Genomic DNA, 24,252 nt, shown 5'->3' with positions numbered 1-24,252 from the left:
TTTCCTGCCGTACTCCGCGACCTTCCTGATGTTCGTGGAATACGCCCGTAACGCGGTGCGCATGGCAGCGCTGATGAAAATCCGCAACGTGTTCGTTTACACCCACGACTCCATCGGTCTGGGCGAAGACGGCCCGACGCACCAGCCGGTTGAGCAGATTGCCAGCCTGCGCGTGACCCCGAACATGAGCACCTGGCGCCCGTGCGACCAGGTGGAGTCGGCGGTTGCCTGGCAGTACGGCATCGAGCGCAATGACGGCCCGACCACGCTGATTTTCTCGCGTCAGAACCTGACCCAGCAGCCGCGTACCGCGGAGCAGCTGGCCAACGTTTACCGCGGCGGCTACGTGCTGAAGGATTGTGCCGGTACGCCGGACGTCATCCTGATTGCCACCGGTTCGGAAGTGGGCATCACCGTGGAAGCGGCAGACAAGCTGAGCGCAGCGGGCACCAAGGTGCGCGTGGTGTCGATGCCGTCGACGGACGCGTTCGACAAGCAGGATGCGGCTTACCGTGAATCGGTGCTGCCGGCGGCGGTCACGGCCCGCGTGGCGGTGGAAGCGGGTATCGCGGACTACTGGTACAAGTACGTGGGCCTGAACGGCGCCATCGTGGGCATGACCAGCTTTGGTGAGTCGGCCCCGGCAGACCAGTTGTTCAAAGAGTTCGGTTTCACCGTGGACAACGTGGTGGCCAAGGCGCAGGCGCTGCTGAAATAAGTCACGGCAGGGGCGGCTCATGCCGCGCCCTGACATGACAACGCCAGGCCCGGCAAATATGCCGGGCTTTTTATTGCCCAAAAATCGCCCAACCTCACAAAACACGAAGATAAAAAATCAACGGCGTTGCTTAAGAACGAGGATTAACTATATGTTAATTTTTAGTTTATTAAATGTAACCAGGAGTTGATCATGTTGACAAGAATCAGTGCGTCTGTGGTTGCGATCGCGGTACTGGGGGCAGCGCCTGCTTATGCCGACTTCCCGGCAGGTTATCCGGCTGACTATCAGAAAATAGTCGATGGCGCGAAGAAAGAAGGCAAGGTAGTCATCTATTCCACCACCGATACTAAAGCTGCCGGTCCGCTGATTCAGGGGTTCGAAGCGCTGTATCCGGGCGTGAAAGTCGAATACAACGACATGAACAGCACCGAATTATACAACCGCTATATCAGCGAACAGGCGGCGGGCGGCACCAGCGGCGATGTGGTCTGGAGCTCGTCGATGGACACCGCGCTGAAACTGGCGACCGACTACGCGCAGGAGTACGCCTCGCCGGAGCAGGGCCAACTGCCGAAATGGGCGGTCTGGAAAGAGAAGGCCTACGGCACCACCTATGAGCCGGTGGTATTCATCTATAACAAACGGCTGATCCCGCAGGGTGACGTACCGGACTCACACGCCGCGCTGGCAAAACTGATCGCCAGCCAGACCGACAAGTTCAAAAAGAAAGTCACCACCTATGATATTGAAAAGTCAGGGTTGGGTTTCATGTTGTCGGTACAGGACTCCAAGGCCGATCCGCACTATTTCGCTACCCTGGCTGACGTCGCCAAAGGCGGCCTGGCGGTACAATCTTCTACCGGTACCATGATGGAAAGGGTGTCATCCGGTGAGAACCTGATTGGTTTCAACATCCTGGGTTCTTATGCCGAGGCCCGCGCCAAAACCGACCCTTCGCTCGGTATTTCTTATCCGAAGGATTACACGCTGGTGCTGTCGCGCGTGTCCTTTATCAGCAAAGAGGCTGCCAACGCTAACGCAGCGAAACTGTGGCTTAACTACGTACTGTCGGAAAAGGGCCAGAGCATACTTGCCAATCAGGCGGACATTCCTTCCATCCGCAATGACATCGAAGGCAAGAACGACATTGAAGGCATGACCAAAATGCTTGGCAACGCGCTGAAACCTATCCCGGTGGATGAAAGCCTGCTGGAATATCTGCAACCGGCCAAGCGCCTGGACTACATCAAACAGTGGCGTACCGCCGCGGCGAAATAACAGGGACTGCATTCGGACGTGCGTCTGCCGCATGGGCGCGCGCCCTTTGGTCGTCGTCGTTCACAACCATAGGGATAATTTATGCAAGCATGGCGCAGAAAGTGGCAAAGCCTGCCACGCGGCCTGGTGGTGCTGATAACCGCGCTGGTTATCTATGTGCCGCTGTCGTTTATCGTGATTCAAAGTTTCCTCTCCGCCCCCTTTTTCTCCCCGTCCAAGGTGTTCAGTCTTGAGGCGTTTCAGTTTATTTTTACCGACCCCGACTTTTACAAGGCGCTGAAAAGCGGCTTTATTCTGGCTTTCGGGCTGGTGGTGATCGCCATTCCGCTGGGGGGCATTCTGGCCTTTTTGATGGTCAGAACCGATTTGCCCGGCCGCCGCTTCATTGAGCCGCTGATCCTGGTGCCGATCTTCGTCTCCCCGATGGTGCTGGGGTTTGGCTACGTGGTGGCCGCCGGACCGGTGGGTTTTTTCTCGCTGTGGGCGGAATCGTTGCTGGGCTTCGTGCCGTGGAATATCTACTCGATGTCCAGCATCGTGGTCATCGCCGGGCTGACGCACGTTCCTCATGCCTATTTGTACATATCTTCGGCGCTGCGCAGCGTGGGTTCCGACGTGGAAGAGGCGGCGCGAACGGCGGGAGCCTCGCCTTTGCAGGTGATGACCGCCGTCAGCTTGCCGATGGTGCGGCCGTCCATTCTTTATGCCGGCGTGTTGCTGTTCTTCCTTGGGCTGGAAGTGTTCGGCCTGATGCTGGTGCTGGGCGACCCGGAAGGCAATCTGGTGCTGGCGACCTATCTGTATCAACTGACCAATAAGCTGGGTACGCCGTCTTACCATCTGATGGCGGCGGTGGCGGTGGTGCTGATCTGCATCACCATTCCGTTGGTGATGTTGCAGCGCCGGCTGATGCGCACCGCCAACCGTTTCGTTACCGTCAAAGGCAAGGCTTCGCAGGCCCGCGCGCTGCCGCTGGGTAAATGGCGCTGGGTCGCCGGTGCCGTGGTGGTGTTCTGGCTGACGGTCACCATCGGCGTACCGCTGGTGGGTGTGGTATTGCGCGCCTTTATCTCCAATTGGGGAGTGGGCGTTTCCATCTGGGACGAACTGTCACTCAATACTTTCCGCACCATCTGGCAGCAACCTAACCTGCTGCGGGCGATTGTCAACTCGATGGCGATTGGGGTGCTCGGTGGCGCGCTGGCGGTGGTTTGCTATCTGTTTATCGGCATCGCCATGCACCGTAAACCCGACGGCGCGACCCGTTTTCTCGACTACAGCGTGTTGGTGCCGCGAGCGGTGCCTGGCCTGCTGGCCGGTCTGGCTTTCCTGTGGGTGTTCTTGTTCTTGCCGATGTGGCTGGATAAGTCGCTGAAAGAGGGCTGGTTGTCGGCGTTGCCGGTGGCCGAGTGGTTGCGGGAGAATCTGATCGTTTGGTTGCGTTCCTTGCGCAGCACCATCTTCAGCGTTTGGCTGGCCTATACCGTGGTATGGATGGCCTACGGTCTGCGGCTGATTTCCTCCACGTTGTTGCAGGTTGGCCCCGAACTGGAAGAAGCGGCGCGCAGCGCCGGTGCGACCCGTGGCCAGATAACCCGACACGTCACCATTCCGCTGTCGCGTTACGGCCTGATTGGTTCGTGGCTATTGATGTTCCTGATTTTTGAACGCGAGTATTCCACCGGGGTGTATCTGCTTTCTCCGGGCACGGAAACCATAGGATCGATGTTGGTTTCGCTGTGGGCGGCGGGTGCCATTGATATCGTCGCGGCGCTCTCTTTTATCAACATCCTGCTGGTGGTGTTAGGTTTGGGTATCGCCCTGCGCTTTGGAGTGAAATTACATGATTGAACTTTCGGTAGAGAACCTGCATTTGACCTACGGCGACAACCCGGTGCTGAAAGGCGTTTCGATGCAGTTGAAACGGGGCGAAGTGGTTTCGCTGCTGGGCCCGTCGGGCAGTGGGAAAACCACGTTGCTGCGTGCGGTCGCCGGGCTGGAAAAGCCGACGCAGGGCCGCATTATCATTGGCAGCAATAGGGTATACGATGGCGCTTCGCGCAGTGAGATCCCGGCAGAAGAGCGTAACCTTGGGCTGGTGTTCCAGTCTTACGCGTTATGGCCGCATAAGACCGTGTTCGAGAACGTTGCCTACCCGCTGAAATTACGCAAAGTCGCCTCGGCGGAAATTAGTCAGCGGGTGCAGGGCGTGCTCGATCAGCTTGGGCTGGGGCTGCTGGGCAAACGCCATCCGCACCAGCTTTCCGGCGGTCAGCAGCAGCGCGTGGCGATTGGCCGGGCGCTGGTGTACAACCCGCCGGTGATCCTGCTCGATGAACCCTTGTCTAACCTGGATGCCAAGCTGCGTGAAGAAGCCAGGGTGTTCCTGCGCGAGTTGATTATCAAGCTTGGCCTGTCGGCGCTGATGGTGACCCACGATCAGAATGAGGCTATGGCGATTTCCGACCGTATTTTGCTGCTCAACAACGGGAAAATCGAACAGCAGGGCACGCCGCAGGAAATGTACGGTTCACCTTCAACGTTGTTTACCGCCGAATTTATGGGCAGCAATAATCGCCTGTACGGCAAGGTCACGGAGGTGAGTGACGGCAAAGCGCGTATCGAGGGTAAAGACTGGGCGCTGTGGGGCATGGCGGGCGCGGGGGTCAAAGCCGGCGAAGAGGGGACAGCGGTGATCCGCGTCGAGCGCGTGCGTTTGGGGGACGATCCTCAGGGTAATCAACTTGAGCTGCCGCTGCTGACCAGTATGTATCTTGGCGATCGTTGGGAATATCTGTTCCGCACGGTGGCCGAGGATTTTGTGGTGCGTGCCTATGGCAGCGAGGTGCGTGAGCAGGCGTTGTGCCGGCTATCGTTGCCGGCAGAGCATCTGTGGATTTTCCCCAAAGAATAATATCGGCAAGGCCGTACCCTGTTACGGGGGCGGCCGGCTGGCTATAAATTCAGCATCCCGTCGTGTCTCTTTGGCGCTGCCTTAAGTCAAAAGTGTGCGCTAGATCATCTTATTCTCGCAAAACCTTCTCGCGTTGCCTACCGGCTTGCTGCACCTGTTCCTTTTGGCAAAACTTTGGTTTATGCTCGGCTGAAGCGTTTCAGTTTTAGCGGTATCTCGCAGAAATGCCCGAGTGACGCCGGTGAATTACCGCCGGCAGGCAGGAATAATGTTACGCGACGATTCACAGCAGGCGGTGCGATACACTACTCTATGCTGGTTAGTCAGATAACCAGCCCGCGCCCTCTCAATGCCGGTGAACGCGCCCGGCAGCAGAAGGCCCTTTTTCAGGAGCAGCATGACCATCCGCATAGCGATAAACGGTTTTGGCCGCATTGGCCGCAGCGTTTTACGCGCACTGTATGAATCGGGACGTAGAGCGGAAATTTCCGTGGTGGCGATCAACGAACTGGCGAACGCCGAAGGTATGGCCCACCTGCTGAAATACGACTCCAGCCATGGTCGCTTTGCCTGGGATGTCCGCCAGGAATGCGACATGCTGACCGTCGGGGATGACACTATCCGTTTGCTGCATCAGCCGGCGGTGGACCGGCTTCCCTGGGGCGAGTTGGGCGTCGACGTAGTGCTGGATTGCAGCGGCGTATTCGGCAGCCGGGCGGATGGCGAGGCCCATCTGGCGGCGGGGGCGAAGAAGGTCCTGTTCGCCCATCCGGGCGGCAACGATCTGGACGCCACCATCGTGTTTGGCGTCAATCACCAGACGCTGTTGGCGGAACACCGTATCGTGTCCAATGCGTCATGCACCACCAACTGCATTATTCCGGTGATCAAGCTGCTGGACGATGCCTTCAGCATCGAATCCGGCACCGTGACCACCATTCACTCGTCGATGAACGATCAGCCGGTGATAGACGCCTATCACCAGGATTTGCGGCGTACCCGCGCGGCGAGCCAGTCGATTATTCCGGTCGACACCAAGCTGGCCGCCGGCATTACCCGTATTTTTCCGCAGTTTTGCGATCGTTTCGAAGCGATTTCCGTGCGCGTGCCGACCATCAACGTGACGGCTATCGATCTCAGCGTCAGCGTCAGTTCGGCGGTGAAAGTGACAGAGGTCAACCAGTTGTTGCAAAAGGCCGCACAGGGATCTTTTCGTGGTATAGTCGATTATACGGAACTACCATTAGTCTCGATTGATTTTAACCATGACCCGCATAGCGCTATCGTCGACGGTACGCAGACCCGGGTCAGCGGGCAGCACCTGATCAAGACCTTGGTCTGGTGCGATAATGAATGGGGTTTTGCCAATCGGATGTTGGATACAACACGGGCAATGGCCGCAAGCGGTTTCTAGTACGGCGGCATCGGCGATTTGCCGGTGCGTCGCTTAGGCAACTTTAAAGAGAGTTAACCAAGAGGGTTCACCATGTCTGTAATTAACATGTCCGATCTGGATCTGGCAGGTAAACGCGTTCTGATCCGCTCCGATCTGAACGTACCAGTGAAAGACGGTAAAGTGACTTCCGATGCACGTATCCGTGCTTCCCTTCCGACGATTGAAGCTGCGCTGAAACAAGGTGCTCGCGTGATGGTAACGTCCCACCTGGGTCGTCCTGTCGAAGGCGAATACAACGAAGAATTCTCCCTGCTGCCAGTTGTAAACTATCTGAAAGAACACCTGAAAAACCCGGTACGTCTGGCTAAAGACTACCTGGAAGGCGTTGACGTTGCAGAAGGTGAGCTGGTAGTGCTGGAAAACGTCCGTTTCAACAAGGGCGAGAAGAAAGACGACGAAACCCTGTCCAAGAAGTACGCGGCGCTGTGCGACGTATACGTGATGGACGCTTTCGGCACCGCGCACCGCGCGCAGGCTTCGACTCACGGCGTGGGCAAGTTTGCCCCTGTTGCCTGTGCAGGCCCGCTGCTGTCTGCTGAGCTGGAGGCCCTGGGCAAAGCGCTGGGTAACCCGGCCCGCCCAATGGTCGCTATCGTTGGCGGCTCTAAAGTGTCTACCAAATTTGATGTTCTGCAGTCACTGGTGAAAATCGCGGATACCGTGATTGTCGGCGGCGGCATTGCAAACACCTTCGTTGCTATCGACAACAACGTGGGCAAATCATTGTACGAGCCAGACTTCGTTGCTGCGGCAAAAGGTCTGCGCGATCAGTACGGCATTCCAGTACCAACCGATTCTCGCGTGGGCACAGAATTCTCTGAAACCGCCGTGGCAACGGTGAAAAACGTTTCAGAAATCGCTGATAACGAAGAGATTATGGACTTCGGCGACGAAACTGCCTTTGCAATGGCAGCACTGTTGAAAAATGCCAAAACCATTCTGTGGAATGGCCCGGTTGGCGTCTTCGAGTTCCCTAACTTCCGTCGGGGCACCGAAATTGTCGCGAACGCAATCGCAGACAGCGAAGCCTTCTCTATCGCAGGCGGCGGCGACACTCTGGCAGCAATCGACATGTTCGGCATTGCTGACAAGATTTCCTACATCTCAACCGGCGGCGGCGCCTTCCTGGAGTTCGTGGAAGGTAAATCATTGCCGGCGGTAGTGATGCTGGAAGAGCGTGCTAAGCAGTAATTCAGACAACGGGAGGCGAAAGCCGCCCGTTTGTTTTATACCGCGCGGCCACGGCGGCGCGGCATGAAAAAATCGATTTACATCCATCTACGGCCGACGAAACAGGACAAAGTAACATGTCTAAAATTTTTGATTTCGTAAAACCGGGTGTCATCACTGGCGATGACGTTCAGAAAGTATTCGCAGTAGCTAAAGAGAACAACTTTGCGCTGCCAGCAGTGAACTGCGTGGGGACCGACTCCATCAACGCCGTGCTGGAAACGGCCGCGAAGGTACGTGCTCCGGTTATCGTTCAGTTTTCCAACGGCGGTGCCGCGTTTATCGCCGGCAAAGGCGTGAAGACTGACGTTCCGCAGGGCGCAGCGATTCTGGGCGCGATTTCTGGTGCACATCATGTTCACCAGTTGGCTGAGCATTATGGCGTGCCGGTTATTCTGCACACCGACCACTGCGCGAAGAAACTGCTGCCATGGCTGGACGGCCTGTTGGACGCGGGCGAGAAGCACTTCGCCGCTACCGGCAAGCCACTGTTCTCTTCCCACATGATCGACCTGTCTGAAGAGTCTCTGGAAGAAAATATCGAGATTTGCAGCAAATACCTGACTCGCATGGCGAAGCTGGGTATGACTCTGGAAATCGAACTGGGTTGCACCGGCGGTGAAGAAGATGGCGTGGACAACAGCCATATGGACGCATCCGCTCTGTACACCCAACCGGAAGACGTGGCTTACGCGTACGAAAAACTGAATGCCATCAGCCCACGTTTCACCATCGCGGCGTCCTTCGGTAACGTTCACGGCGTGTACAAGCCAGGCAACGTTAAACTGACTCCGACCATCCTGCGTGATTCTCAGGACTACGTGTCCAAGAAATTCAACCTGCCGCACAACAGCCTGAACTTCGTGTTCCACGGCGGTTCCGGTTCTACCGATGCAGAGATCAAAGAGTCCGTAGGCTACGGCGTGATCAAAATGAACATCGATACCGACACCCAATGGGCAACCTGGGACGGTATCCTGCAGTACTACAAAGCGAACGAAGCTTACCTGCAGGGCCAGTTGGGCAACCCGAAAGGCGCCGACCAGCCGAACAAGAAATACTACGATCCACGCGTATGGCTGCGTGCAGCCCAGACTTCCATGATTACTCGTCTGGAACAGGCTTTCAAAGATCTGAACGCAGTAGACGTTCTGTAATCTCGATTAGCTGTTGCCATAAAGGCTCCCCTCGGGGAGCCTTTTTCGTTTTTAGCTCAACAAGCCGGCACCGACGTTAATCGACAGCCCCAGAATCACCATATTGAACACGAAAGAGATGACCGATTGCAGCAGGGTGATTTTGCGCACCTCCGCCGCGCCGACCGCTACATCGGCGGTTTGAGACGCCACTGCGATGGTGAATGAGAAGTAGGCGAAGTCCAGATAGGTCGGTTCGGCAAGATTGCCGGGGAACACCAGCGGCAGCGGGTCCTGCTGCGCCCCCTTGCGGTAAAACTGGTGGGCGTAATGCATGGTGAAGGCGGTTGGCAGCAGCAGCCAGGACACTACCAGCGTGGTGCCGGTCAGCGTCAGATGCAGCGTTTTCAGCGAGTCACTGACCTGCCTGGTGGTGCCCAGCTCAAACATAATCGACAGAATGCTTACCAGACAGCCGATGCTGACCAGCGCCAACACCATACTGGCGCTTTCATCCTGTGAACGGGCAATCTGGCGGATATGCTGCGGCGTGCTCACCAGCATCAAGCGCCAGAGAAACAGCAGGTAGAGCCAGGCCAGCACGTTCCAGCCAATCATCAGGCGTTGCAGTTCAGAGAGCTGAGTCGGCAGCAGCAGGTAGCACAGGATGCCGGCCCCCACCGAAAGCAGCAGCCTCGGCCGGACTTGCCAATAATGTTTAATCGACGACGGAATGTACATGACGGACGGAGTTCCTTGTTAACCTCATGGGGACAGCGCTTTGTTTAGCATAGAGGAAATGGCCCCAAACACGCCGCTGTTTCGGCTATTTTTAGTGCTTGCGGTTGGATGCCGGGCGAATGTTGGTTAACCTAAGGCAGTGGTTTCCAACTGACGATTGATGTCAGTGTATTTTTGCGAGTTTATCCCTTTAGGGGCAGAGTTAGGACAACACGAATGAAAGATTTGAATGTAGTAGACGGCATCAACGGCGCCGGTAACTGGCTGGTGAAGAACCAGGATCTGCTGATCCAATACGCGGTGAACATCGTTGCCGCTATCGTTATCCTGATCATCGGTTCGATCATTGCCCGCGTGATAGGCAACGCATTAAACCGCGTGATGAAGCTGCGCGGCATTGACGCCACGGTAGCGGATTTCCTGTCGGCGATCGTGCGTTACGGCGTGCTGGCGTTTACCTTTATTGCAGTGCTGGGACGCATTGGCGTGCAGACCACTTCGGTGATCGCTGTACTGGGTGCCGCCGGTTTGGCCGTTGGTTTGGCGCTGCAAGGCTCGCTGTCCAACTTTGCCGCCGGCGTGCTGCTGGTGATCTTCCGTCCGCTGCGCGTGGGCGAGTATGTCGATCTGGGCGGAGTGGCCGGTACTGTCGATCAGGTGCAGATCTTCTCCACCACGCTGCGCACCGCAGACAACAAAACCATCGTGGTGCCGAACGGCAAAATCATTGCAGGCAACATCATCAACTATTCCCGCGAGCCGAATCGCCGCGTGGATATCGTGGTGGGCGTGGCCTATAACGCCGACATCGACGTGGTGAAAAAGGTACTGGGCGATGTGATCGCGGCTGATAAGCGCATCATGCACGCCAAGGGTGTGACCGTGCGCCTGAACGAAATGGCGCCGTCTTCGCTGAACTTCGTGACCCGTTCCTGGACCACCAACGCGGAGTACTGGAACGTGTACTTCGATCTGATGGAAAACTTCAAGCGCGCGCTGGATGCCAACAACATCGGTATTCCATTCCCGCAGATGGACGTTCATCTCTATCGCACCGAGCAAGCCGCCGCCAAAGCGGAATAAGCAAATCGGGGCCTTTTGGCCCCGTTTTTTATTGCCCGCAATAGGCGTTCTTGCCTCACTTTTTATCGCCTACGGCAACGGTGATGATCCTGACCGCGACGGGCAGCCCCATCAGCCTGAAATCCAGGCGCTGACGCGTAATACCCTGACCAGGTTGTCGAAACTCTATGAAGCTCTATGAGGAACGGGCCGATATCCGCCAGTGCGTCATGGCAATGGAACGGGACGATAATGCGCTGGGGTGACCTGCATGGCGGAGCCGGAGTTGGCGACTGCACAGCGCATTTCTCAGGAACGGGGTTTGCGCTCCCTGCCTGAGTATTAGCATTCATGATGGTTGATTAGAAGTATCAATTTTACCTAATAATTCCTTCCTCGTATGATGCGCGTGTTGACCGACATGCGCCCCCCGAACGGCGCTTTTTTCTCTGTGAGGAACTCCATGCTAGCTGTCTTTATACAGGGCTTCGCCTTGGGTGCCGCGATGATCCTGCCGCTTGGCCCGCAAAACGTTTTTGTGATGAATCAGGGGATCCGCCGTCAGTATCATCTGATGATCGCGTCGCTGTGTGCATTGAGCGATATCGTGCTGATCTGTGGCGGCGTTTTCGGCGGCAGCGCCTTGCTGAGTCGTTCGCCGCTACTGCTGTCGATTGTCACCTGGGGTGGCGTGGCGTTCCTGTTGTGGTACGGCTGGGGCGCGTTTCGCACCGCTTTCACCCGGCAGTTGGCCCTGGCGACGGCGGAGGAGCTGAAACAGAGCCGCTGGCGTCTGGTGGTCACCATGCTGGCGGTGACCTGGCTGAACCCGCATGTCTACCTGGATACCTTTGTGGTGCTGGGCAGCCTGGGCGGTCAACTGACGCCAGATGTGCGCTCCTGGTTTGCGCTGGGTGCGGTGAGCGCCTCTATCGTCTGGTTCTTCGGGCTGGCGTTGTTGGCTTCCTGGTTGGCACCCTGGCTGAAAACCCAACTGGCGCAGCGCATTATCAATACGCTGGTGGGACTGGTGATGTGGGCCATCGCAGGGCAACTGGCCTGGCAGGGGGCAAATTTATAAGAATTTGTCACTAATCCGAATTTAAAAACCCGCGCGATATGCTACGTTTTATGCCAAGGAACCGGCTGTCAGGCCGGTAATCAGTTACAGCCTGTCATCAAGGAGACACTGTGAAGCTTAAAGCATTGGCTATGGCCGCAATGGTTGGATTAGGGACGTTACCTCTGGCGCTGCAGGCGGCGGAGTTACCGGAAGGGCCGCATGTGGTCACCTCGGGTACCTCGAGCGTTGACGCTACCCCAGATATCGCCACGCTGGCGATCGAAGTCAGCGTTTCTTCCAAAGACGCCGGGCAGGCGAAAAAGCAGGTCGATGAGCGCGTGGCGCAATATTTCGATTTCCTGCAGAAAAACAATATCGAGAAGAAAGACATCAGCGCGGCCAACCTGCGCACCCAGCCGGAATATGATTACCTGAAAACCGGTGAGTCGGTATTGAAAGGCTACCGTGCGGTACGTCAGGTGCAGGTGACCTTGCGTCAACTGGATAAACTGAACGAGCTGCTGGACGGCGCATTGAAATCCGGCCTGAACGAGATCCGTGCCGTTGAACTGGGCGTGGCGAAGCCGGATGTTTACCGTGAGCAGGCGCGCCAGAAAGCCATTGAGAACGCGACCCAGCAGGCCGCTTCATTGGCGAAAGGCTTTAATGCCAAGCTGGGGCCGGTCTTCAGCATCCGTTACCATGTGGCCAACTACCAACCGATGCCGGTAGCGCGCATGTATAAATCGGCGGGTGCGGCGGCGGAAACCGATGCGGCGCAAACCTACGAACAGCAAAGCATTCACTTTGACGATCAGGTGGATGTGGTGTTCGAGTTGCAGCGCAACGCCGCTCAGTAATATACCCGTCATACTTGAAGCTGCATCTGTGTTGGCTGCACGCAGTCACCCCAGTCACTTACTTGAGTAAGCTCCTGGGGGCTTCTGCCCTGGCCGCGTAACTCGGCAATGCCTCGCCCCGTTGGGGCCAGCGCAAGCGCTGTTCAACAAAGCCGAGGCTTTGTTGTGATGCAACTCCAATTATTTAGGGTATAACACGGCTTTTTCAGGCTACTGACAAAGCCGATTATTAGGGAGAGCGTGCCGAAGGGGGCGTAACGGCCTTGGCCCGTAGGGTGGGGCGCATGGACATGCCCCATAATGGCCCTTTGATACGCCAGGCAGGGGTATCTCGGACCTAAAGACAACTTTGTCAGCAACCTCAAAGGTTCGCCACGGCGAACCTTTTCCATTTAATCCTGGCGCAAAACCTGGCGGCCATGCTCCAGCAGGGCGTCGGTCACTTTGCGCATCATGCGACTCTCCGGCGCGAAGCGGTGCCAGAACAGCATGCGGCGCTGGAACAGACCCGGAGTCAGATCGATCAGCTCGCCCGAATCCAGCTCTTTCTCAATTTGCAGGTGCGGGATCATACAGCAGGTGGTGCCCTGGCGTGCCAGTTGCACAAAGGCTTCCGACGAATTCACGATGTGACAGGGCACGCTGCCTGGCGAAAGGTCAAAGTTCTGTTGCAGGAAAGCCTGGTGCATATCGTCGAGATGATCGAAGGCCACCGCAGGTGCTTTCAGCAGCGCAGAGCGTGTGACGCCGTTCGGGAAATAGCGCTCGGCAAAGCCTTTAGAGGCGACGAACAGATAATCCAGTGCGCCCAGTTGGTCCACCAGACAGCTTGGCAGCGGTTGCGGTTGGATACTCACCGCACCTACCACTTCACCACGGCGCAGCCTTTCCTGGGTGCGTGTTTCGTCTTCCACCTGCAGGTTCAGTCGGATAGGAGAATCGGTCAGCACCGGTTTCAACGCCGGCAACAGCCAGGTCGCCAGACTGTCGGCGTTGACCGCCAGCGACAGCAGCAGCGGCGTATCGGCGCCGGTGTCGTTACCCAACCACTCCTCTTCCAGCAATTCCACCTGGTGCAACAGGGCCAGCAATTTCTGGCCCTGTTCGGTCGGGCGAGGCGGCACGGTGCGCACCAGCAGCGGCTGGCCGAACAGGTTTTCCAACTGTTTAATGCGCTGGGATACCGCCGATTGGGTGATGCAAAGTTTCTGTGCGGCGCGCTCGAAGCCGCGCTCACGGATCACCGCGTCCAGCGCTTGCAGCGTTCGATAGTCTGGGCGTTTCATCGGAAAGATATCCCTTAAATTAGATTGATACTGGCACTATGCCACATTTCTGGCGTTTTACAGGTGGAAAAATCACGGGGCTATCTTGCTGCGGCGCGCCTAAAAATGCGGCTTAGGGTGAAGAAGTGTGATCCTGCCGGAGTGAAAAATAGCGATTTACCCTATAATACGCACACGTTTTCGTACAGAGGCAATGGACATATCATGACGCAGGATGAACTGAAAAAAGCGGTTGGCTGGGCAGCGCTGGATTACGTTACCCCGGGTACCATCGTTGGGGTAGGCACCGGCTCTACCGCCGCCCACTTTATTGACGCGCTCGGCTCTATCAAGCACCAGATCGAAGGAGCGGTGTCCAGCTCCGACGCCTCTACCGCCAAGCTGAAAAGCCTGGGTATCCACGTGTTCGACAGCAACGAAGTGGATTCGCTGGATATTTACGTCGACGGCGCGGATGAAATCAACCGCCAGATGCAGATGATCAAAGGCGGCGGCGCGGCGCTGACGCGTGAAAAAATCATTGCCGCCATCGCGCGCAAGTTTATCTGTATCGTCGACTCCAGCAAACAGGTGGACGTGCTGGGCAAGTTCCCGTTGCCGGTGGAAGTGATCCCGATGGCGCGATCTTACGTGGCGCGTGAGCTGGTGAAGCTGGGCGGCTTGCCGGAATACCGTCAGAACGTGCTGACCGACAACGGCAACGTGATCCTCGATGTGCATAACCTGAGCATCATGGATGCCATTGCGCTGGAAAACAAAATCAACGGCATCGCCGGGGTGGTGACCGTCGGCCTGTTCGCCAATCGTGGCGCGGATGTGGCGCTGGTCGGTACGCCTGACGGCGTGAAGGTGGTTGAATAACCCCCCATGCTACGGAGGCGCGTAGAGTGCGCCTTTATCTTGTATGCGGTCTTGGATCCCGCCGGACCGCATAATTCACTGGCTAAAATATCTTTTATTAAAAGCGCCAAATTTGGTGACATATGTCACATTGTGAGCCTTGGCTCCACAAAGCTTCTGTCTATTTCTTTCCCTTTGGCATTTTCTGCCAAAAACCGGCAACAACGCTGAGCCTTGTACTGACGGGCAGGCAATCGTTTGTATTGCCGCCCGCGTTATTTTTGTTATGTTGGATGCGTGCTGTTTTATAACAGCCGCTTCTGAAGTCTGAATATAGGGTCGGGTAAATGGCAAAAGTATCATTGGAGAAAGACAGGATTAAATTCCTGTTGGTGGAAGGGGTTCATCAGAGCACGGTAGATAATCTGCTTGCGGCCGGGTATACCAACATTGAATATCACAAAGGTGCGTTAGACACCGAAGCGCTTAAGGCATCCATCCGCGATGCTCACTTCGTCGGCATCCGATCGCGTACGCATCTGTCCGAAGAAGTTTTCGCTGCCGCAGAAAAACTGGTGGCGGTGGGTTGTTTCTGTATCGGCACTAACCAGGTTGATCTGAAAGCGGCGACCAAACGCGGCATTCCGGTGTTTAACGCGCCTTTCTCCAATACCCGATCCGTAGCCGAAATGGTGCTGGGCGAGCTGTTGCTGATGCTGCGCGGCATTCCTTCCGCCAACGCCAAGGCACACCGTGGCGAGTGGCAGAAACTGGCCGTCGGCTCGTTCGAAGCGCGCGGCAAGAAACTGGGGATTATCGGCTACGGCCATATCGGCACCCAGTTGGGTATCCTGGCCGAAGGCCTGGGCATGAAAGTGTTTTTCTACGACATCGAGAACAAGTTGCCGTTGGGTAATGCCCAGCAGGTTCGGCACCTGTCCGATTTGCTCAATATGAGCGACGTGGTGACGCTGCACGTACCGGAAACCCTGTCGACCAAGAACATGATGGGTGCGGAAGAACTGGCGCTGATGAAGCCGGGGGCGATTCTGATCAACGCCTCTCGCGGCACCGTGGTGGATATCCCTGCGCTGTGCAACGTGCTGGCCAGCAAACATTTGGCCGGTGCGGCGATCGACGTCTTCCCGGAAGAGCCTGCGACCAACAGCGAGCCGTTCAACTCACCGCTGTGCGAGTTCGACAACGTGATCCTGACTCCGCACATCGGCGGCTCCACTCAGGAAGCGCAGGAGAACATCGGTGACGAAGTGGCGGGCAAACTGGCGAAATACTCCGACAACGGTTCGACCCTGTCGGCGGTTAACTTCCCGGAAGTGTCGCTGCCGGCGCATGGCCCTAATGCCAGCCGCCTGCTGCACATTCACGAGAACCGCCCTGGCGTACTGACGCAGATTAACCAGATCTTCGCTGAAGAAGGGGTGAACATCGCCGCGCAGTATCTGCAAACCGGTCCGGAAATTGGCTACGTGGTTATCGATATCGAAGCGGAAACCGAACGTGCCGATGCCGCACTGCAGCGCATGAAGGCAATTGCCGGTACCATTCGCGCCCGCCTGTTGTTCTGAGTGTTTGCGCGTTAACGAAAAGGCCGGATAAATCCGGCCTTTTGCTATTCCTGCTCCCGCCACATCCAATTTTGCGACGGAGTGACAATCTCCGGTAGCGGAATATCCCAATGCTCCGTTGGGATCTTGTCTACCTGCTGGCAGTCATGCGCCAAACCGATCGGGTAGGGGCCGGTATGTCGCCAGTTCTGCAGAGTGCGATCGTAGAAACCGCCGCCCATACCCAAACGCTGGCCTACGCTGTCAAAAGCGACCAACGGCGTCAGCACCACATCGAGTTCACCGATCGGTAATACGTTGCGCACGTCGAGCTGTGGCTCAAGAATATTGAAGCGGTTGTTCACCAACCGCGTATCCGGGGCATAGCGCAGGAACAGCAAATTACCGGCGCTGAACGGGTGCAGAACCGGCAGATAAACTTGCTTGCCATGCCGCCATAGCCGTTCGATCAGTGGACCTGTATCCAATTCGCCGTCAAACGACAAGAAGACAGCAACGCTCTGCGCCGCCAGAATACGCGGATGCGCAGCGATACGATCGGCTATCTGCAAGGCAAAATCATGTTGTTGTTCTGGTGTTAAGGCGCGACGGCGCTGACGGATTTGGTTTCGGATATGTTGCCGCTGTTGGGCATATTGGGATTGAAAAGACATAGTCAGCACACATACCGCTGAAGAAGGGGGAATCTCCGAGATGCCGTCGCAGGCTGTAACCCTTGAACCCATGGTTCAAGGTGAACGTGCTGTCGCAATCTTAAGGCTTCTCGGCGGGCCGAGCATGCACACCGATCGCGGATCATCACATTCTGTTGGTACTAAATATCGGCTCAGGGGACTGGCCCGCTGGCGAACATCTCAGAGAAATTTTTTACTCATTGCCGAAACCTTGGATTTCAGCAACTTAAGTTATTCGAATTGTGCATCCTGACGTTCAGAGATGCGACCCTGTTCAAGCAAAGCCTGTTCAATGGTCTGTTGCAGCATACGAATGCGTTGTTCCATATTGGACGCATAATCACGGGTTTTCAACCGTTCTTGAGCAAGTTCGTGACATACGTTCAATGCCGCGATAAAAACCAGTTGCTCAGTATTTGAGACTCTAGTGCGAACTTTAAGATCTTGCAACCGTTGGTTAAGATCGTCCGCCGCCATGTTCAACGCATCTTGTTGTTCTGGCGGGCAATTGACTCTTAACGAGCGGCCAAAAATTTGAATATCTACCGGTTGTGCAGACATGCCACCTTCCTGCCTAAATTTCGCGCCAGCCCCAGCTACCCTTACCGGGCCACCAAAGCGGGCGCCACTATATATACCTCGGTACCAAGATACAACCCCTTTTTCAGTACCTGGTTGTAATCTACCGCGACAGACATTACCAGTCAAAAAAGGGTTTCAAAATGCGTATTTAGCGTCATTTTGCTCCCTGCCGGCACTGTGTGAATTCTGGCGCATCACGATTATAACTAGCCACTGAGGTGTCGCGCTTATCTGGTACAGCGATGGACCTTGGTGGTAGCATAACACGAACTTATCCTGCCAACGATGACGAATGCGCATGTCTATACAGAATACATTTCCAAGTTACCAATCTTTGACCGCTGCTCTCAACCAGCAAGCGGTGGCGTTGACCGCAGCAGAAATGCACGGCCTGATCAGCGGTCTGTTGTGCGGTGGCAGCCGCGACGCCGGCTGGCAAACGCTGGTCTACGATCTGACTAACGAAGGCGTGGCTTTCCCACAGGCATTGAGCCTGCCGCTCCAGCAACTTTATGAAATTACGCGTGAAACGCTGGAAGACGACGACTTCATGTTCCAACTGATGATGCCGGAAGGCGAAACGGTAACCGTCTTCGATCGTGCCGACGCGCTGGCCGGGTGGGTGAACCATTTCCTGCTCGGGTTGGGGATGATGCAGCCGAAGCTGGCTCAGGTGAAAGATGAAGTGGGTGAGGCGATCGACGATCTGCGCAATATCGCCCAACTGGGTTACGACGAAGATGAAGACCAGGAAGAGCTTGAGCACTCTCTGGAGGAAGTGGTGGAGTATGTGCGGGTGGCGGCTATTTTGTGCCACACCGAATTTACCCGCCGCAAGCCGACGGCGCCGGAGAATGCCAAACCGACTTTGCACTAAACCCCGATACCACGTCCGTAGAGGCCGTGAGCACAGGCAGATTGATTTCAGGAGAAGGTGATGACTCAGCAGGAATTCAACAACCGCCGTCAGGCGCTGTTGGCGAAAATGGCTCCGGCCAGCGCGGCAATTATTTTCTCTGCGCCGGAAGCGACGCGCAGTGCAGATACTGAATATCCCTACCGTCAGAACAGCGATTTCTGGTATTTGACCGGTTTCAACGAGCCGGAAGCGGTGTTGATTCTGGTGAAAAGCGACGAAACGCATAACCACAGCGTGTTGTTCAACCGGGTGCGCGATCTGACGGCGGAAATCTGGTTTGGTCGCCGCCTGGGCCAGGATGCCGCACCGGTGAAGCTGGGGGTGGATCGCGCGCTGCCGTTCGATGAAATCAACGACCAATTGCACCTGCTGCTTAATGGCCTGGATGTGGTTTATCACGCGCAGGGCGAATATGCTTATGCCGATCAGATCCTGTTCTCGGCACTGGACAAGCTGCGCAAAGGCTTTCGTCAAAACCTGCAAGCGCCGGCGACCGTCATCGACTGGCGCCCTTGGCTGCACGAGATGCGCCTGTTCAAATCCGCTGAAGAGCTGGCAGTGATGCGTCGCGCCGGTGAGATCAGCGCGCTGGCGCATACCCGCGCGATGGAAAAATGTCGCCCCGGGATGTTCGAGTATCAGCTTGAGGCGGAAATCCTGCATGAATTTACCCGCCTTGGCGCCCGTTACCCCTCTTACAACACCATCGTCGGTGGCGGCGAAAACGCCTGCATCCTGCACTACACGGAAAACGAAAGTGAGTTGCGCGATGGCGATCTGGTGCTGATCGACGCCGGTTGCGAGTATAAAGGCTATGCTGGCGACATCACCCGCACCTTCCCGGTGAACGGTAAATTCAGCAAACCGCAACGTGCCCTGTACGACATCGTGTTGAAGTCGCTGCTGCGGGCTCTGGAGCTGTTAAAACCCGGTGCCAGCATCCGTGAGGCAAACGACGAAGTCGTGCGCATCATGATTACCGGATTGGTGGAGTTGGGCATCCTGAAAGGCGAAGTGGAGCAACTGATTGCAGAACAGGCGCACCGTCAGTTCTACATGCACGGGCTGGGTCACTGGCTGGGGCTGGACGTGCACGACGTCGGCAATTACGTCACGCCGGCTCGCGATCGCGAACTGGAGCCGGGTATGGTGCTGACCGTCGAGCCGGGCCTGTACATTGCACCGGACGCCGACGTGCCGGAACAATACCGCGGTATCGGCATTCGCATTGAAGACGACATTGTGATCACCGCCGGCGGCAATGAAAACCTGACCGCCGGCGTAGTGAAAGACGCCGATGCCATTGAAGCATTGATGGCGGCGGCAAGGTAAGCGAATGAGCGTAATTATCGTTGGTGGCGGCATGGCTGGAGCGACGTTGGCGCTGGCCATCTCGTCGCTTACACAGGGCAGGATGGCGGTTGATCTGATCGAAGCTACACGGCCGGACGATCGCAGCCATCCGGGGTTTGACGCCCGTGCCATTGCCTTGGCGCAGGGTACCTGCCAGCAATTGACGCGTATCGGCGTCTGGCCGGCACTGCGCGATTGTGCGACGGCCATTACCCATGTGCACGTCAGCGATCGCGGTCACGCCGGCTTTGTTAATCTGTACGCGCAAGATTATCAGGTCGACGCGCTTGGTCAGGTTATTGAGCTGCATGACGCCGGCCAACGGCTGTTCGCGTTGCTGGCCAAAGCGCCCGGCGTCACGCTGCACTGCCCGGCTCGGGTGGTCGATGTGTTGCGCACGGCGGATCGCGCCGAAGTGTTGTTGGATAACGGACGGCGTATCAACGGGCAACTATTGGTGGCGGCGGACGGCTCGCGTTCGGCGCTGGCACAAGCCTGCAATGTTCAGTGGCAACAAAGTGAATATCCGCAGTTTGCCACCATCGCCAACGTCACCACGTCAGAGGACCCGCAGGGGCGTGCCTTTGAACGTTTCACCCGCTACGGGCCTTTGGCGCTGTTACCCATGTCTCAGGGCCGCAGTTCGCTGGTGTGGTGCCATGCACGCGAAGATCGCGCCGAGGTCGATGGCTGGGACGACGCCCGTTTTATCCGTGAGCTGCAACAGGCTTTTGGCTGGCGGCTGGGCCGGATCGTCAAAGCTGGCAAGCGGCACAGTTACCCACTCAGTCTGCTGACCGCAAGCCAGCATATCAGCCACCGGCTGGCGCTGGTGGGCAATGCCGCGCAGACGCTGCATCCGATAGCCGGTCAGGGGTTCAATCTGGGGCTGCGCGATGTGATGTCACTGGCGGAAACGCTGGCAGAGACGGAGCTGACGGGCGAAGATCCCGGCGGCTATGCGCTGCTGAGCCGCTATCAGCAGCGGCGGCAGAAAGATCAGCAGGCGACGGTCGGTGTGACCGACGGTCTGATCCGGTTGTTCGCCAATCGTTATGGTCCTTTGGTGGTCGGCCGTAATTTGGGCCTGATGGCGATGGAACAGCTGCCGGCGGTGCGCGATGCCTTTGCCAAACGCACGCTGGGCTGGGTGGATCGCTAGGCTGGGGCATAAGCAGGGGTGCAGCGTGCTGCGCCCGGAACGCTGCGCAATCGCTGCGCAGCGAGTCATTTAAGGAAATTAAGCAGCATGCAATCATTTGACGTGGTTATCGCCGGCGGCGGTATGGTGGGGTTGGCACTGGCCTGTGGCCTGCAAGGCAGCGGCCTGCGCGTTGCGGTGCTCGAGCACCGGCAACCGGAGATGGCGCCGCTGCAGGAACAGCTGGCGCTGCGAGTATCCGCCATCAACGCCGCCAGTGAGCGCCTGCTGCAGCATATTGGCGTGTGGGACGAAATCCTCGCCCTGCGTGCCAGCGCCTACAACGCGATGGAAGTGTGGGATCGCGACAGCTTCGGCAAAATCGCCTTTCGCGGCGATGAATGCGGCTTCAGTCACCTCGGCCACATCATTGAAAACTCGGTGATCCAACAGGCGCTGTGGAAGCGTGCGGAAAGCCTGAGCGATGTCACGCTGATCACGCCTGCGGCGCTAAAACAGGTGGCCTGGGGCGAGAACGACGCCTTTATCACGCTGGAGGACGGCCGGATGCTGACCGCCCGGCTGGTGGTGGGCGCCGACGGTGCGCATTCCTGGCTGCGTCAGCACGCCGACATTCCGCTGACCTTCTGGGATTACCGCCATCATGCGCTGGTGGCCACCATCCGCACCGAAGAACCGCATCTGGCGACGGCGCGGCAGGTATTTTATGGCGATGGCATTCTGGCGTTTCTGCCGTTCAGCGATCCGCATCTGTGCTCGATCGTATGGTCGGTAGCGCCGGAAGAAGCGGATCGCCTGAAGCAGCTGGAGCCGGAGCAATTTAACCGCGAGCTGGCGATGACGTTCGATCTGCGCCTCGGCGCTTGCCGGCTTGAGAGCGAACGCCAGACCTTCCCGTTGACCGGACGTTACGCGCGCAGCTTTGCCGCGCACCGTTTGGCATTAGTGGGAGATGCGGCGCATACCGTACACCCGCTGGCCGGCCAGGGGGTGAACCTGGGCTTTATGGACGCCGCCGAGCTGATCGCCGAGCTGCGCCGCCTGCAACGCCAGGGCAAGGACATTGGCCAACACTTGTATCTGCGCCGTTATGAGCGCCGTCGCAAACACGGCGCGGCCGTGATGCTGGCGAGTATGCAAGGGTTCCGCGAACTGTTCGACGGTAATCATCCGGCGAAAAAATTGCTGCGCGATGTCGGTCTGCGTCTGGCCGACAACTTGCCGGGCGTGAAGCCGAAACTGGTGCGCCAGGCGATGGGCCTGAACGATTTGCCGGAGTGGCTGGCTTAACCGGCTTATGAAAGAGGCTGGCGCTCCGGCCTCTGTAATCCTTTCTCAATGAATGCTGTGGCTTTCGCTCAAGCGCGTCGGCGCGGCTCCTTATATCCATAGCTTTTCCTTATATAACCCTTCATTTGAAATAATCTAATTTCAGTCGATTTTTCGCATTACTTTTTCTAATTCAATGGCCGGTTGTCAAAAGTCGAAATGCCGCGACAGGCCATTGGTTTGTTATATAACTTCGGATTTTTGGTGCTTCAATTGTTGGTTTTGTGCCTTAAAGCGCATTTTTCCAGTTAAAAACTCTGCACACTAGCCCGGCTTTTTACTGGCGACGGACACCGCCAAACCTATTTTAACTTATGGTTAATGGGGACGTTCGGTGATAACGTCAGAACAAAGGTATCGTTTGCGTCACGACGGTCAGCCGCAGTTTCCGTACGTTTCGGCGCAGCGTTTCTGTTGGGCAGTCAGTGCGCCACGCAACCCGGCCCGTGAGCCATACTCTGATGTATTGCGTGGCAGCACCCTAACTTCAGCTACTGAGTGGAATGAGGGAAAAGATGGCAAAGCAAACCCCACTGTACGACCAGCACGTGGCGTGCGGTGCGCGCATGGTAGATTTTCATGGCTGGATGATGCCGCTGCATTACGGCTCCCAGATCGATGAGCACCACGCCGTGCGTCAGGATGCAGGTATGTTCGACGTCTCCCATATGACCATTGTGGATCTGCACGGTGCCCGCACCCGAGAATTCCTGCGTTATCTGCTGGCGAATGACGTGGCCAAACTCACTCAACCTGGCAAAGCGCTGTATACCGGCATGCTGAATGCGTCCGGTGGCGTGATCGACGATCTTATCGTTTACTTCCTTACTGAAGACTATTTCCGCCTGGTGGTGAACTCCGCCACGCGCGACAAAGACCTGGCCTGGATCGAAGAACACGCAGTGCCTTATGGCGTTGAGCTGAGGGTGCGTGACGATCTGGCGCTGATTGCGGTGCAGGGCCCACAGGCCAAAGAGCGCGCCGCCACCCTGTTTACCCCGGAACAAAAAAGCGCGGTTGAAGGCATGAAACCCTTCTTCGGCGTACAGGCCGGGGATCTGTTCATTGCCACCACCGGCTATACCGGCGAAGCGGGCTATGAAATCGCCCTGCCGAAAGAGCAGGCGGCGGATTTCTGGCAACAACTGTTGGCGGCGGGCGTTAAACCGGCCGGCCTGGGCGCGCGCGACACTCTGCGCCTGGAAGCGGGCATGAACCTGTATGGCCAAGAGATGGACGAAGGCGTTTCGCCGCTGGCTGCCAACATGGGCTGGACCATCGCCTGGCAGCCGGAAGATCGCCAGTTCATCGGCCGTGACGCGCTGGAACAGTTGCGGGAACAGGGCACCGAACAACTGGTCGGCTTGATCATGACGGAAAAAGGCGTATTACGTAATGAGCTGCCGGTGCGTTTCACCGACGCGGCAGGTCAGTCGCACGAAGGGGTGATCACCAGCGGCTCCTTCTCGCCGACCCTGGGCTTCAGCATTGCCCTTGCGCGCGTACCCGCCGGTATCGGCGAGCAGGCTATCGTGCAAATCCGCAACCGCGAAATGCCGGTCAAGGTCACCAAACCCGGCTTTGTCCGTGCCGGTAAGTCACTGATTAATTAATTTTTTGTTTATTGATTCTTTATTTCTTCGAAGGAGTAACTGGCGATGAGCAATGTGCCAACAGAATTGAAATACGCATCTTCTCACGAGTGGGTTCGTTCAGAAGGTAACGGCGTTTACACCGTAGGCATCACCGAACATGCGCAGGAGTTGCTGGGCGATATGGTCTTTGTCGATCTGCCGGAAGTGGGCCGCCAAGTTGCTGCCGGTGAAGATTGCGCCGTGGCGGAATCCGTCAAGGCGGCATCGGACATTTACGCGCCAATCAGCGGCGAAATCGTAGCGGTAAACGCTGAACTGGAAGGTTCTCCGGAGCTGGTGAACAGCGAGCCTTACGGTGAAGGTTTCCTGTTCCAGATTAAAGCGGCAGACGAAGGTGAACTGGCGAACTTGCTGGACGCAGCGGCTTACAAAGCCTCGATCGACGAGTAACAGTTGCAGCGCCCC

At 56.9% G+C, this 24,252-nt stretch carries 22 protein-coding genes and 1 other RNA gene; 18 read left to right on the top strand and 5 right to left on the bottom strand.

The genetic code is table 11. The features are described from left to right. The 7 genes from QZQ97_RS22730 to fbaA form a co-directional block, all read left to right on the top strand. The coding region (locus QZQ97_RS22730; RefSeq protein ID WP_311995277.1) for a transketolase-like TK C-terminal-containing protein at positions 1-718 on the top strand (718 nt) is incomplete at its 5' end. Between the two features lie 192 nt (positions 719-910). Beyond that, positions 911-1,999, top strand: coding sequence for an ABC transporter substrate-binding protein (locus QZQ97_RS22725; RefSeq protein ID WP_311995276.1), 1,089 nt, complete (start codon positions 911-913; stop codon positions 1,997-1,999). 81 nt (positions 2,000-2,080) lie between these two features. Continuing rightward, a complete protein-coding gene (locus QZQ97_RS22720) occupies positions 2,081-3,850 on the top strand; it encodes an ABC transporter permease (RefSeq protein ID WP_311995275.1) in 1,770 nt (589 codons plus the stop codon). Next, positions 3,843-4,913, top strand: coding sequence for an ABC transporter ATP-binding protein (locus tag QZQ97_RS22715; RefSeq protein ID WP_311995274.1), 1,071 nt, complete (start codon positions 3,843-3,845; stop codon positions 4,911-4,913). The genes QZQ97_RS22720 and QZQ97_RS22715 overlap by 8 nt, the downstream gene beginning before the upstream one ends. A 397-nt stretch (positions 4,914-5,310) precedes the next feature. After that, the gene (epd, locus tag QZQ97_RS22710; protein ID WP_311995273.1) at positions 5,311-6,327 is read left to right on the top strand and encodes an erythrose-4-phosphate dehydrogenase; all 1,017 of its coding nucleotides are present in this window, start codon (positions 5,311-5,313) and stop codon (positions 6,325-6,327) included. Between the two features lie 72 nt (positions 6,328-6,399). After that, the gene (pgk, locus tag QZQ97_RS22705) at positions 6,400-7,560 is read left to right on the top strand and encodes a phosphoglycerate kinase (RefSeq protein WP_311995272.1); all 1,161 of its coding nucleotides are present in this window, start codon (positions 6,400-6,402) and stop codon (positions 7,558-7,560) included. 116 nt (positions 7,561-7,676) lie between these two features. After that, the gene (fbaA, locus tag QZQ97_RS22700) at positions 7,677-8,756 is read left to right on the top strand and encodes a class II fructose-bisphosphate aldolase (RefSeq protein ID WP_004952575.1); all 1,080 of its coding nucleotides are present in this window, start codon (positions 7,677-7,679) and stop codon (positions 8,754-8,756) included. Between the two features lie 51 nt (positions 8,757-8,807). Here fbaA and QZQ97_RS22695 read toward each other — a convergent pair whose 3' ends face one another. After that, positions 8,808-9,476, bottom strand: coding sequence for a DUF1345 domain-containing protein (locus QZQ97_RS22695; RefSeq protein ID WP_311995271.1), 669 nt, complete (start codon positions 9,474-9,476; stop codon positions 8,808-8,810). 216 nt (positions 9,477-9,692) lie between these two features. On the opposite strand from QZQ97_RS22695, the gene mscS reads away from it, so the two are divergent. From mscS to QZQ97_RS22680, 3 genes are all read left to right on the top strand, one after another. Further along, positions 9,693-10,559, top strand: coding sequence for a small-conductance mechanosensitive channel MscS (gene mscS / locus QZQ97_RS22690; RefSeq protein ID WP_013814418.1), 867 nt, complete (start codon positions 9,693-9,695; stop codon positions 10,557-10,559). Between the two features lie 442 nt (positions 10,560-11,001). After that, positions 11,002-11,619, top strand: coding sequence for an arginine exporter ArgO (argO, locus tag QZQ97_RS22685; protein ID WP_311995270.1), 618 nt, complete (start codon positions 11,002-11,004; stop codon positions 11,617-11,619). 110 nt (positions 11,620-11,729) lie between these two features. After that, complete coding sequence (locus QZQ97_RS22680) at positions 11,730-12,461, top strand: oxidative stress defense protein (RefSeq protein WP_006319489.1); 732 nt, start codon at positions 11,730-11,732, stop codon at positions 12,459-12,461. 392 nt (positions 12,462-12,853) lie between these two features. Here QZQ97_RS22680 and QZQ97_RS22675 read toward each other — a convergent pair whose 3' ends face one another. Continuing rightward, positions 12,854-13,747: a LysR family transcriptional regulator ArgP gene (locus tag QZQ97_RS22675; protein WP_006327766.1), complete on the bottom strand. Its 894-nt coding sequence runs from the start codon at positions 13,745-13,747 to the stop codon at positions 12,854-12,856. Between the two features lie 204 nt (positions 13,748-13,951). On the opposite strand from QZQ97_RS22675, the gene rpiA reads away from it, so the two are divergent. Together rpiA and serA are read left to right on the top strand one after the other, a co-directional pair. Continuing rightward, positions 13,952-14,608, top strand: a complete 657-nt coding sequence (gene rpiA, locus QZQ97_RS22670) for a ribose-5-phosphate isomerase RpiA (protein ID WP_006327765.1) — start codon at positions 13,952-13,954, stop codon at positions 14,606-14,608. Between the two features lie 326 nt (positions 14,609-14,934). After that, positions 14,935-16,173, top strand: coding sequence for a phosphoglycerate dehydrogenase (gene serA, locus QZQ97_RS22665; protein WP_311995269.1), 1,239 nt, complete (start codon positions 14,935-14,937; stop codon positions 16,171-16,173). A 44-nt stretch (positions 16,174-16,217) separates the two neighbouring features. Here serA and QZQ97_RS22660 read toward each other — a convergent pair whose 3' ends face one another. The 3 genes from QZQ97_RS22660 to zapA form a co-directional block, all read right to left on the bottom strand. Further along, on the bottom strand, positions 16,218-16,826 hold the full coding sequence (locus tag QZQ97_RS22660; protein WP_311995268.1) for a 5-formyltetrahydrofolate cyclo-ligase: 609 nt from the start codon (positions 16,824-16,826) through the stop codon (positions 16,218-16,220). Between the two features lie 28 nt (positions 16,827-16,854). Further along, positions 16,855-17,037, bottom strand: a non-coding RNA gene (gene ssrS / locus QZQ97_RS22655) — 6S RNA. 41 nt (positions 17,038-17,078) lie between these two features. Further along, the gene (zapA, locus tag QZQ97_RS22650; RefSeq protein WP_004931621.1) at positions 17,079-17,408 is read right to left on the bottom strand and encodes a cell division protein ZapA; all 330 of its coding nucleotides are present in this window, start codon (positions 17,406-17,408) and stop codon (positions 17,079-17,081) included. Positions 17,409-17,727: 319 nt separating this feature from the next. On the opposite strand from zapA, the gene QZQ97_RS22645 reads away from it, so the two are divergent. The 6 genes from QZQ97_RS22645 to gcvH all read left to right on the top strand — a co-directional run bounded on the left by QZQ97_RS22645 (position 17,728) and on the right by gcvH (position 24,237). Then, positions 17,728-18,306 carry a YecA/YgfB family protein gene (locus QZQ97_RS22645; protein WP_311995267.1) on the top strand — a complete coding sequence of 193 codons (579 nt, stop codon included), beginning with the start codon at positions 17,728-17,730 and terminating at the stop codon, positions 18,304-18,306. 60 nt (positions 18,307-18,366) lie between these two features. Then, positions 18,367-19,680: a Xaa-Pro aminopeptidase gene (gene pepP / locus QZQ97_RS22640; protein WP_311995266.1), complete on the top strand. Its 1,314-nt coding sequence runs from the start codon at positions 18,367-18,369 to the stop codon at positions 19,678-19,680. A 4-nt stretch (positions 19,681-19,684) separates the two neighbouring features. Next, positions 19,685-20,863, top strand: a complete 1,179-nt coding sequence (gene ubiH / locus QZQ97_RS22635; RefSeq protein ID WP_311995265.1) for a 2-octaprenyl-6-methoxyphenyl hydroxylase — start codon at positions 19,685-19,687, stop codon at positions 20,861-20,863. 87 nt (positions 20,864-20,950) lie between these two features. Next, positions 20,951-22,153: an FAD-dependent 2-octaprenylphenol hydroxylase gene (ubiI, locus tag QZQ97_RS22630; protein WP_311995264.1), complete on the top strand. Its 1,203-nt coding sequence runs from the start codon at positions 20,951-20,953 to the stop codon at positions 22,151-22,153. 554 nt (positions 22,154-22,707) lie between these two features. After that, complete coding sequence (gcvT, locus tag QZQ97_RS22625; protein ID WP_311995263.1) at positions 22,708-23,805, top strand: glycine cleavage system aminomethyltransferase GcvT; 1,098 nt, start codon at positions 22,708-22,710, stop codon at positions 23,803-23,805. 45 nt (positions 23,806-23,850) lie between these two features. Continuing rightward, positions 23,851-24,237, top strand: a complete 387-nt coding sequence (gene gcvH / locus QZQ97_RS22620) for a glycine cleavage system protein GcvH (protein WP_311995262.1) — start codon at positions 23,851-23,853, stop codon at positions 24,235-24,237. Positions 24,238-24,252 lie beyond the last annotated feature (15 nt).

The organism is Serratia sp. root2, assembly GCF_031931805.1.
Lineage (GTDB): Bacteria > Pseudomonadota > Gammaproteobacteria > Enterobacterales > Enterobacteriaceae > Serratia > Serratia inhibens.
The sequence above is the reverse complement of the archived record's forward strand: the minus strand, read 5'-3'. Positions and strand labels throughout refer to the sequence as shown.

What these genes read in the sequence shown, in the direction of transcription:
- zapA (WP_004931621.1), bottom strand. Translation starts at nt 17,408, where the DNA reads ATGTCTGCACAACCGGTAGATATTCAAATTTTTGGCCGCTCGTTAAGA.
- fbaA (WP_004952575.1), top strand. Translation starts at nt 7,677, where the DNA reads ATGTCTAAAATTTTTGATTTCGTAAAACCGGGTGTCATCACTGGCGAT.
- argO (WP_311995270.1), top strand. Translation starts at nt 11,002, where the DNA reads ATGCTAGCTGTCTTTATACAGGGCTTCGCCTTGGGTGCCGCGATGATC.
- serA (WP_311995269.1), top strand. Translation starts at nt 14,935, where the DNA reads ATGGCAAAAGTATCATTGGAGAAAGACAGGATTAAATTCCTGTTGGTG.
- QZQ97_RS22695 (WP_311995271.1), bottom strand. Translation starts at nt 9,476, where the DNA reads ATGTACATTCCGTCGTCGATTAAACATTATTGGCAAGTCCGGCCGAGG.
- ubiH (WP_311995265.1), top strand. Translation starts at nt 19,685, where the DNA reads ATGAGCGTAATTATCGTTGGTGGCGGCATGGCTGGAGCGACGTTGGCG.
- pepP (WP_311995266.1), top strand. Translation starts at nt 18,367, where the DNA reads ATGACTCAGCAGGAATTCAACAACCGCCGTCAGGCGCTGTTGGCGAAA.
- ubiI (WP_311995264.1), top strand. Translation starts at nt 20,951, where the DNA reads ATGCAATCATTTGACGTGGTTATCGCCGGCGGCGGTATGGTGGGGTTG.
- gcvT (WP_311995263.1), top strand. Translation starts at nt 22,708, where the DNA reads ATGGCAAAGCAAACCCCACTGTACGACCAGCACGTGGCGTGCGGTGCG.
- mscS (WP_013814418.1), top strand. Translation starts at nt 9,693, where the DNA reads ATGAAAGATTTGAATGTAGTAGACGGCATCAACGGCGCCGGTAACTGG.
- rpiA (WP_006327765.1), top strand. Translation starts at nt 13,952, where the DNA reads ATGACGCAGGATGAACTGAAAAAAGCGGTTGGCTGGGCAGCGCTGGAT.
- QZQ97_RS22725 (WP_311995276.1), top strand. Translation starts at nt 911, where the DNA reads ATGTTGACAAGAATCAGTGCGTCTGTGGTTGCGATCGCGGTACTGGGG.
- QZQ97_RS22660 (WP_311995268.1), bottom strand. Translation starts at nt 16,826, where the DNA reads ATGTCTTTTCAATCCCAATATGCCCAACAGCGGCAACATATCCGAAAC.
- pgk (WP_311995272.1), top strand. Translation starts at nt 6,400, where the DNA reads ATGTCTGTAATTAACATGTCCGATCTGGATCTGGCAGGTAAACGCGTT.
- QZQ97_RS22675 (WP_006327766.1), bottom strand. Translation starts at nt 13,747, where the DNA reads ATGAAACGCCCAGACTATCGAACGCTGCAAGCGCTGGACGCGGTGATC.
- gcvH (WP_311995262.1), top strand. Translation starts at nt 23,851, where the DNA reads ATGAGCAATGTGCCAACAGAATTGAAATACGCATCTTCTCACGAGTGG.
- QZQ97_RS22720 (WP_311995275.1), top strand. Translation starts at nt 2,081, where the DNA reads ATGCAAGCATGGCGCAGAAAGTGGCAAAGCCTGCCACGCGGCCTGGTG.
- epd (WP_311995273.1), top strand. Translation starts at nt 5,311, where the DNA reads ATGACCATCCGCATAGCGATAAACGGTTTTGGCCGCATTGGCCGCAGC.
- QZQ97_RS22715 (WP_311995274.1), top strand. Translation starts at nt 3,843, where the DNA reads ATGATTGAACTTTCGGTAGAGAACCTGCATTTGACCTACGGCGACAAC.
- QZQ97_RS22645 (WP_311995267.1), top strand. Translation starts at nt 17,728, where the DNA reads ATGTCTATACAGAATACATTTCCAAGTTACCAATCTTTGACCGCTGCT.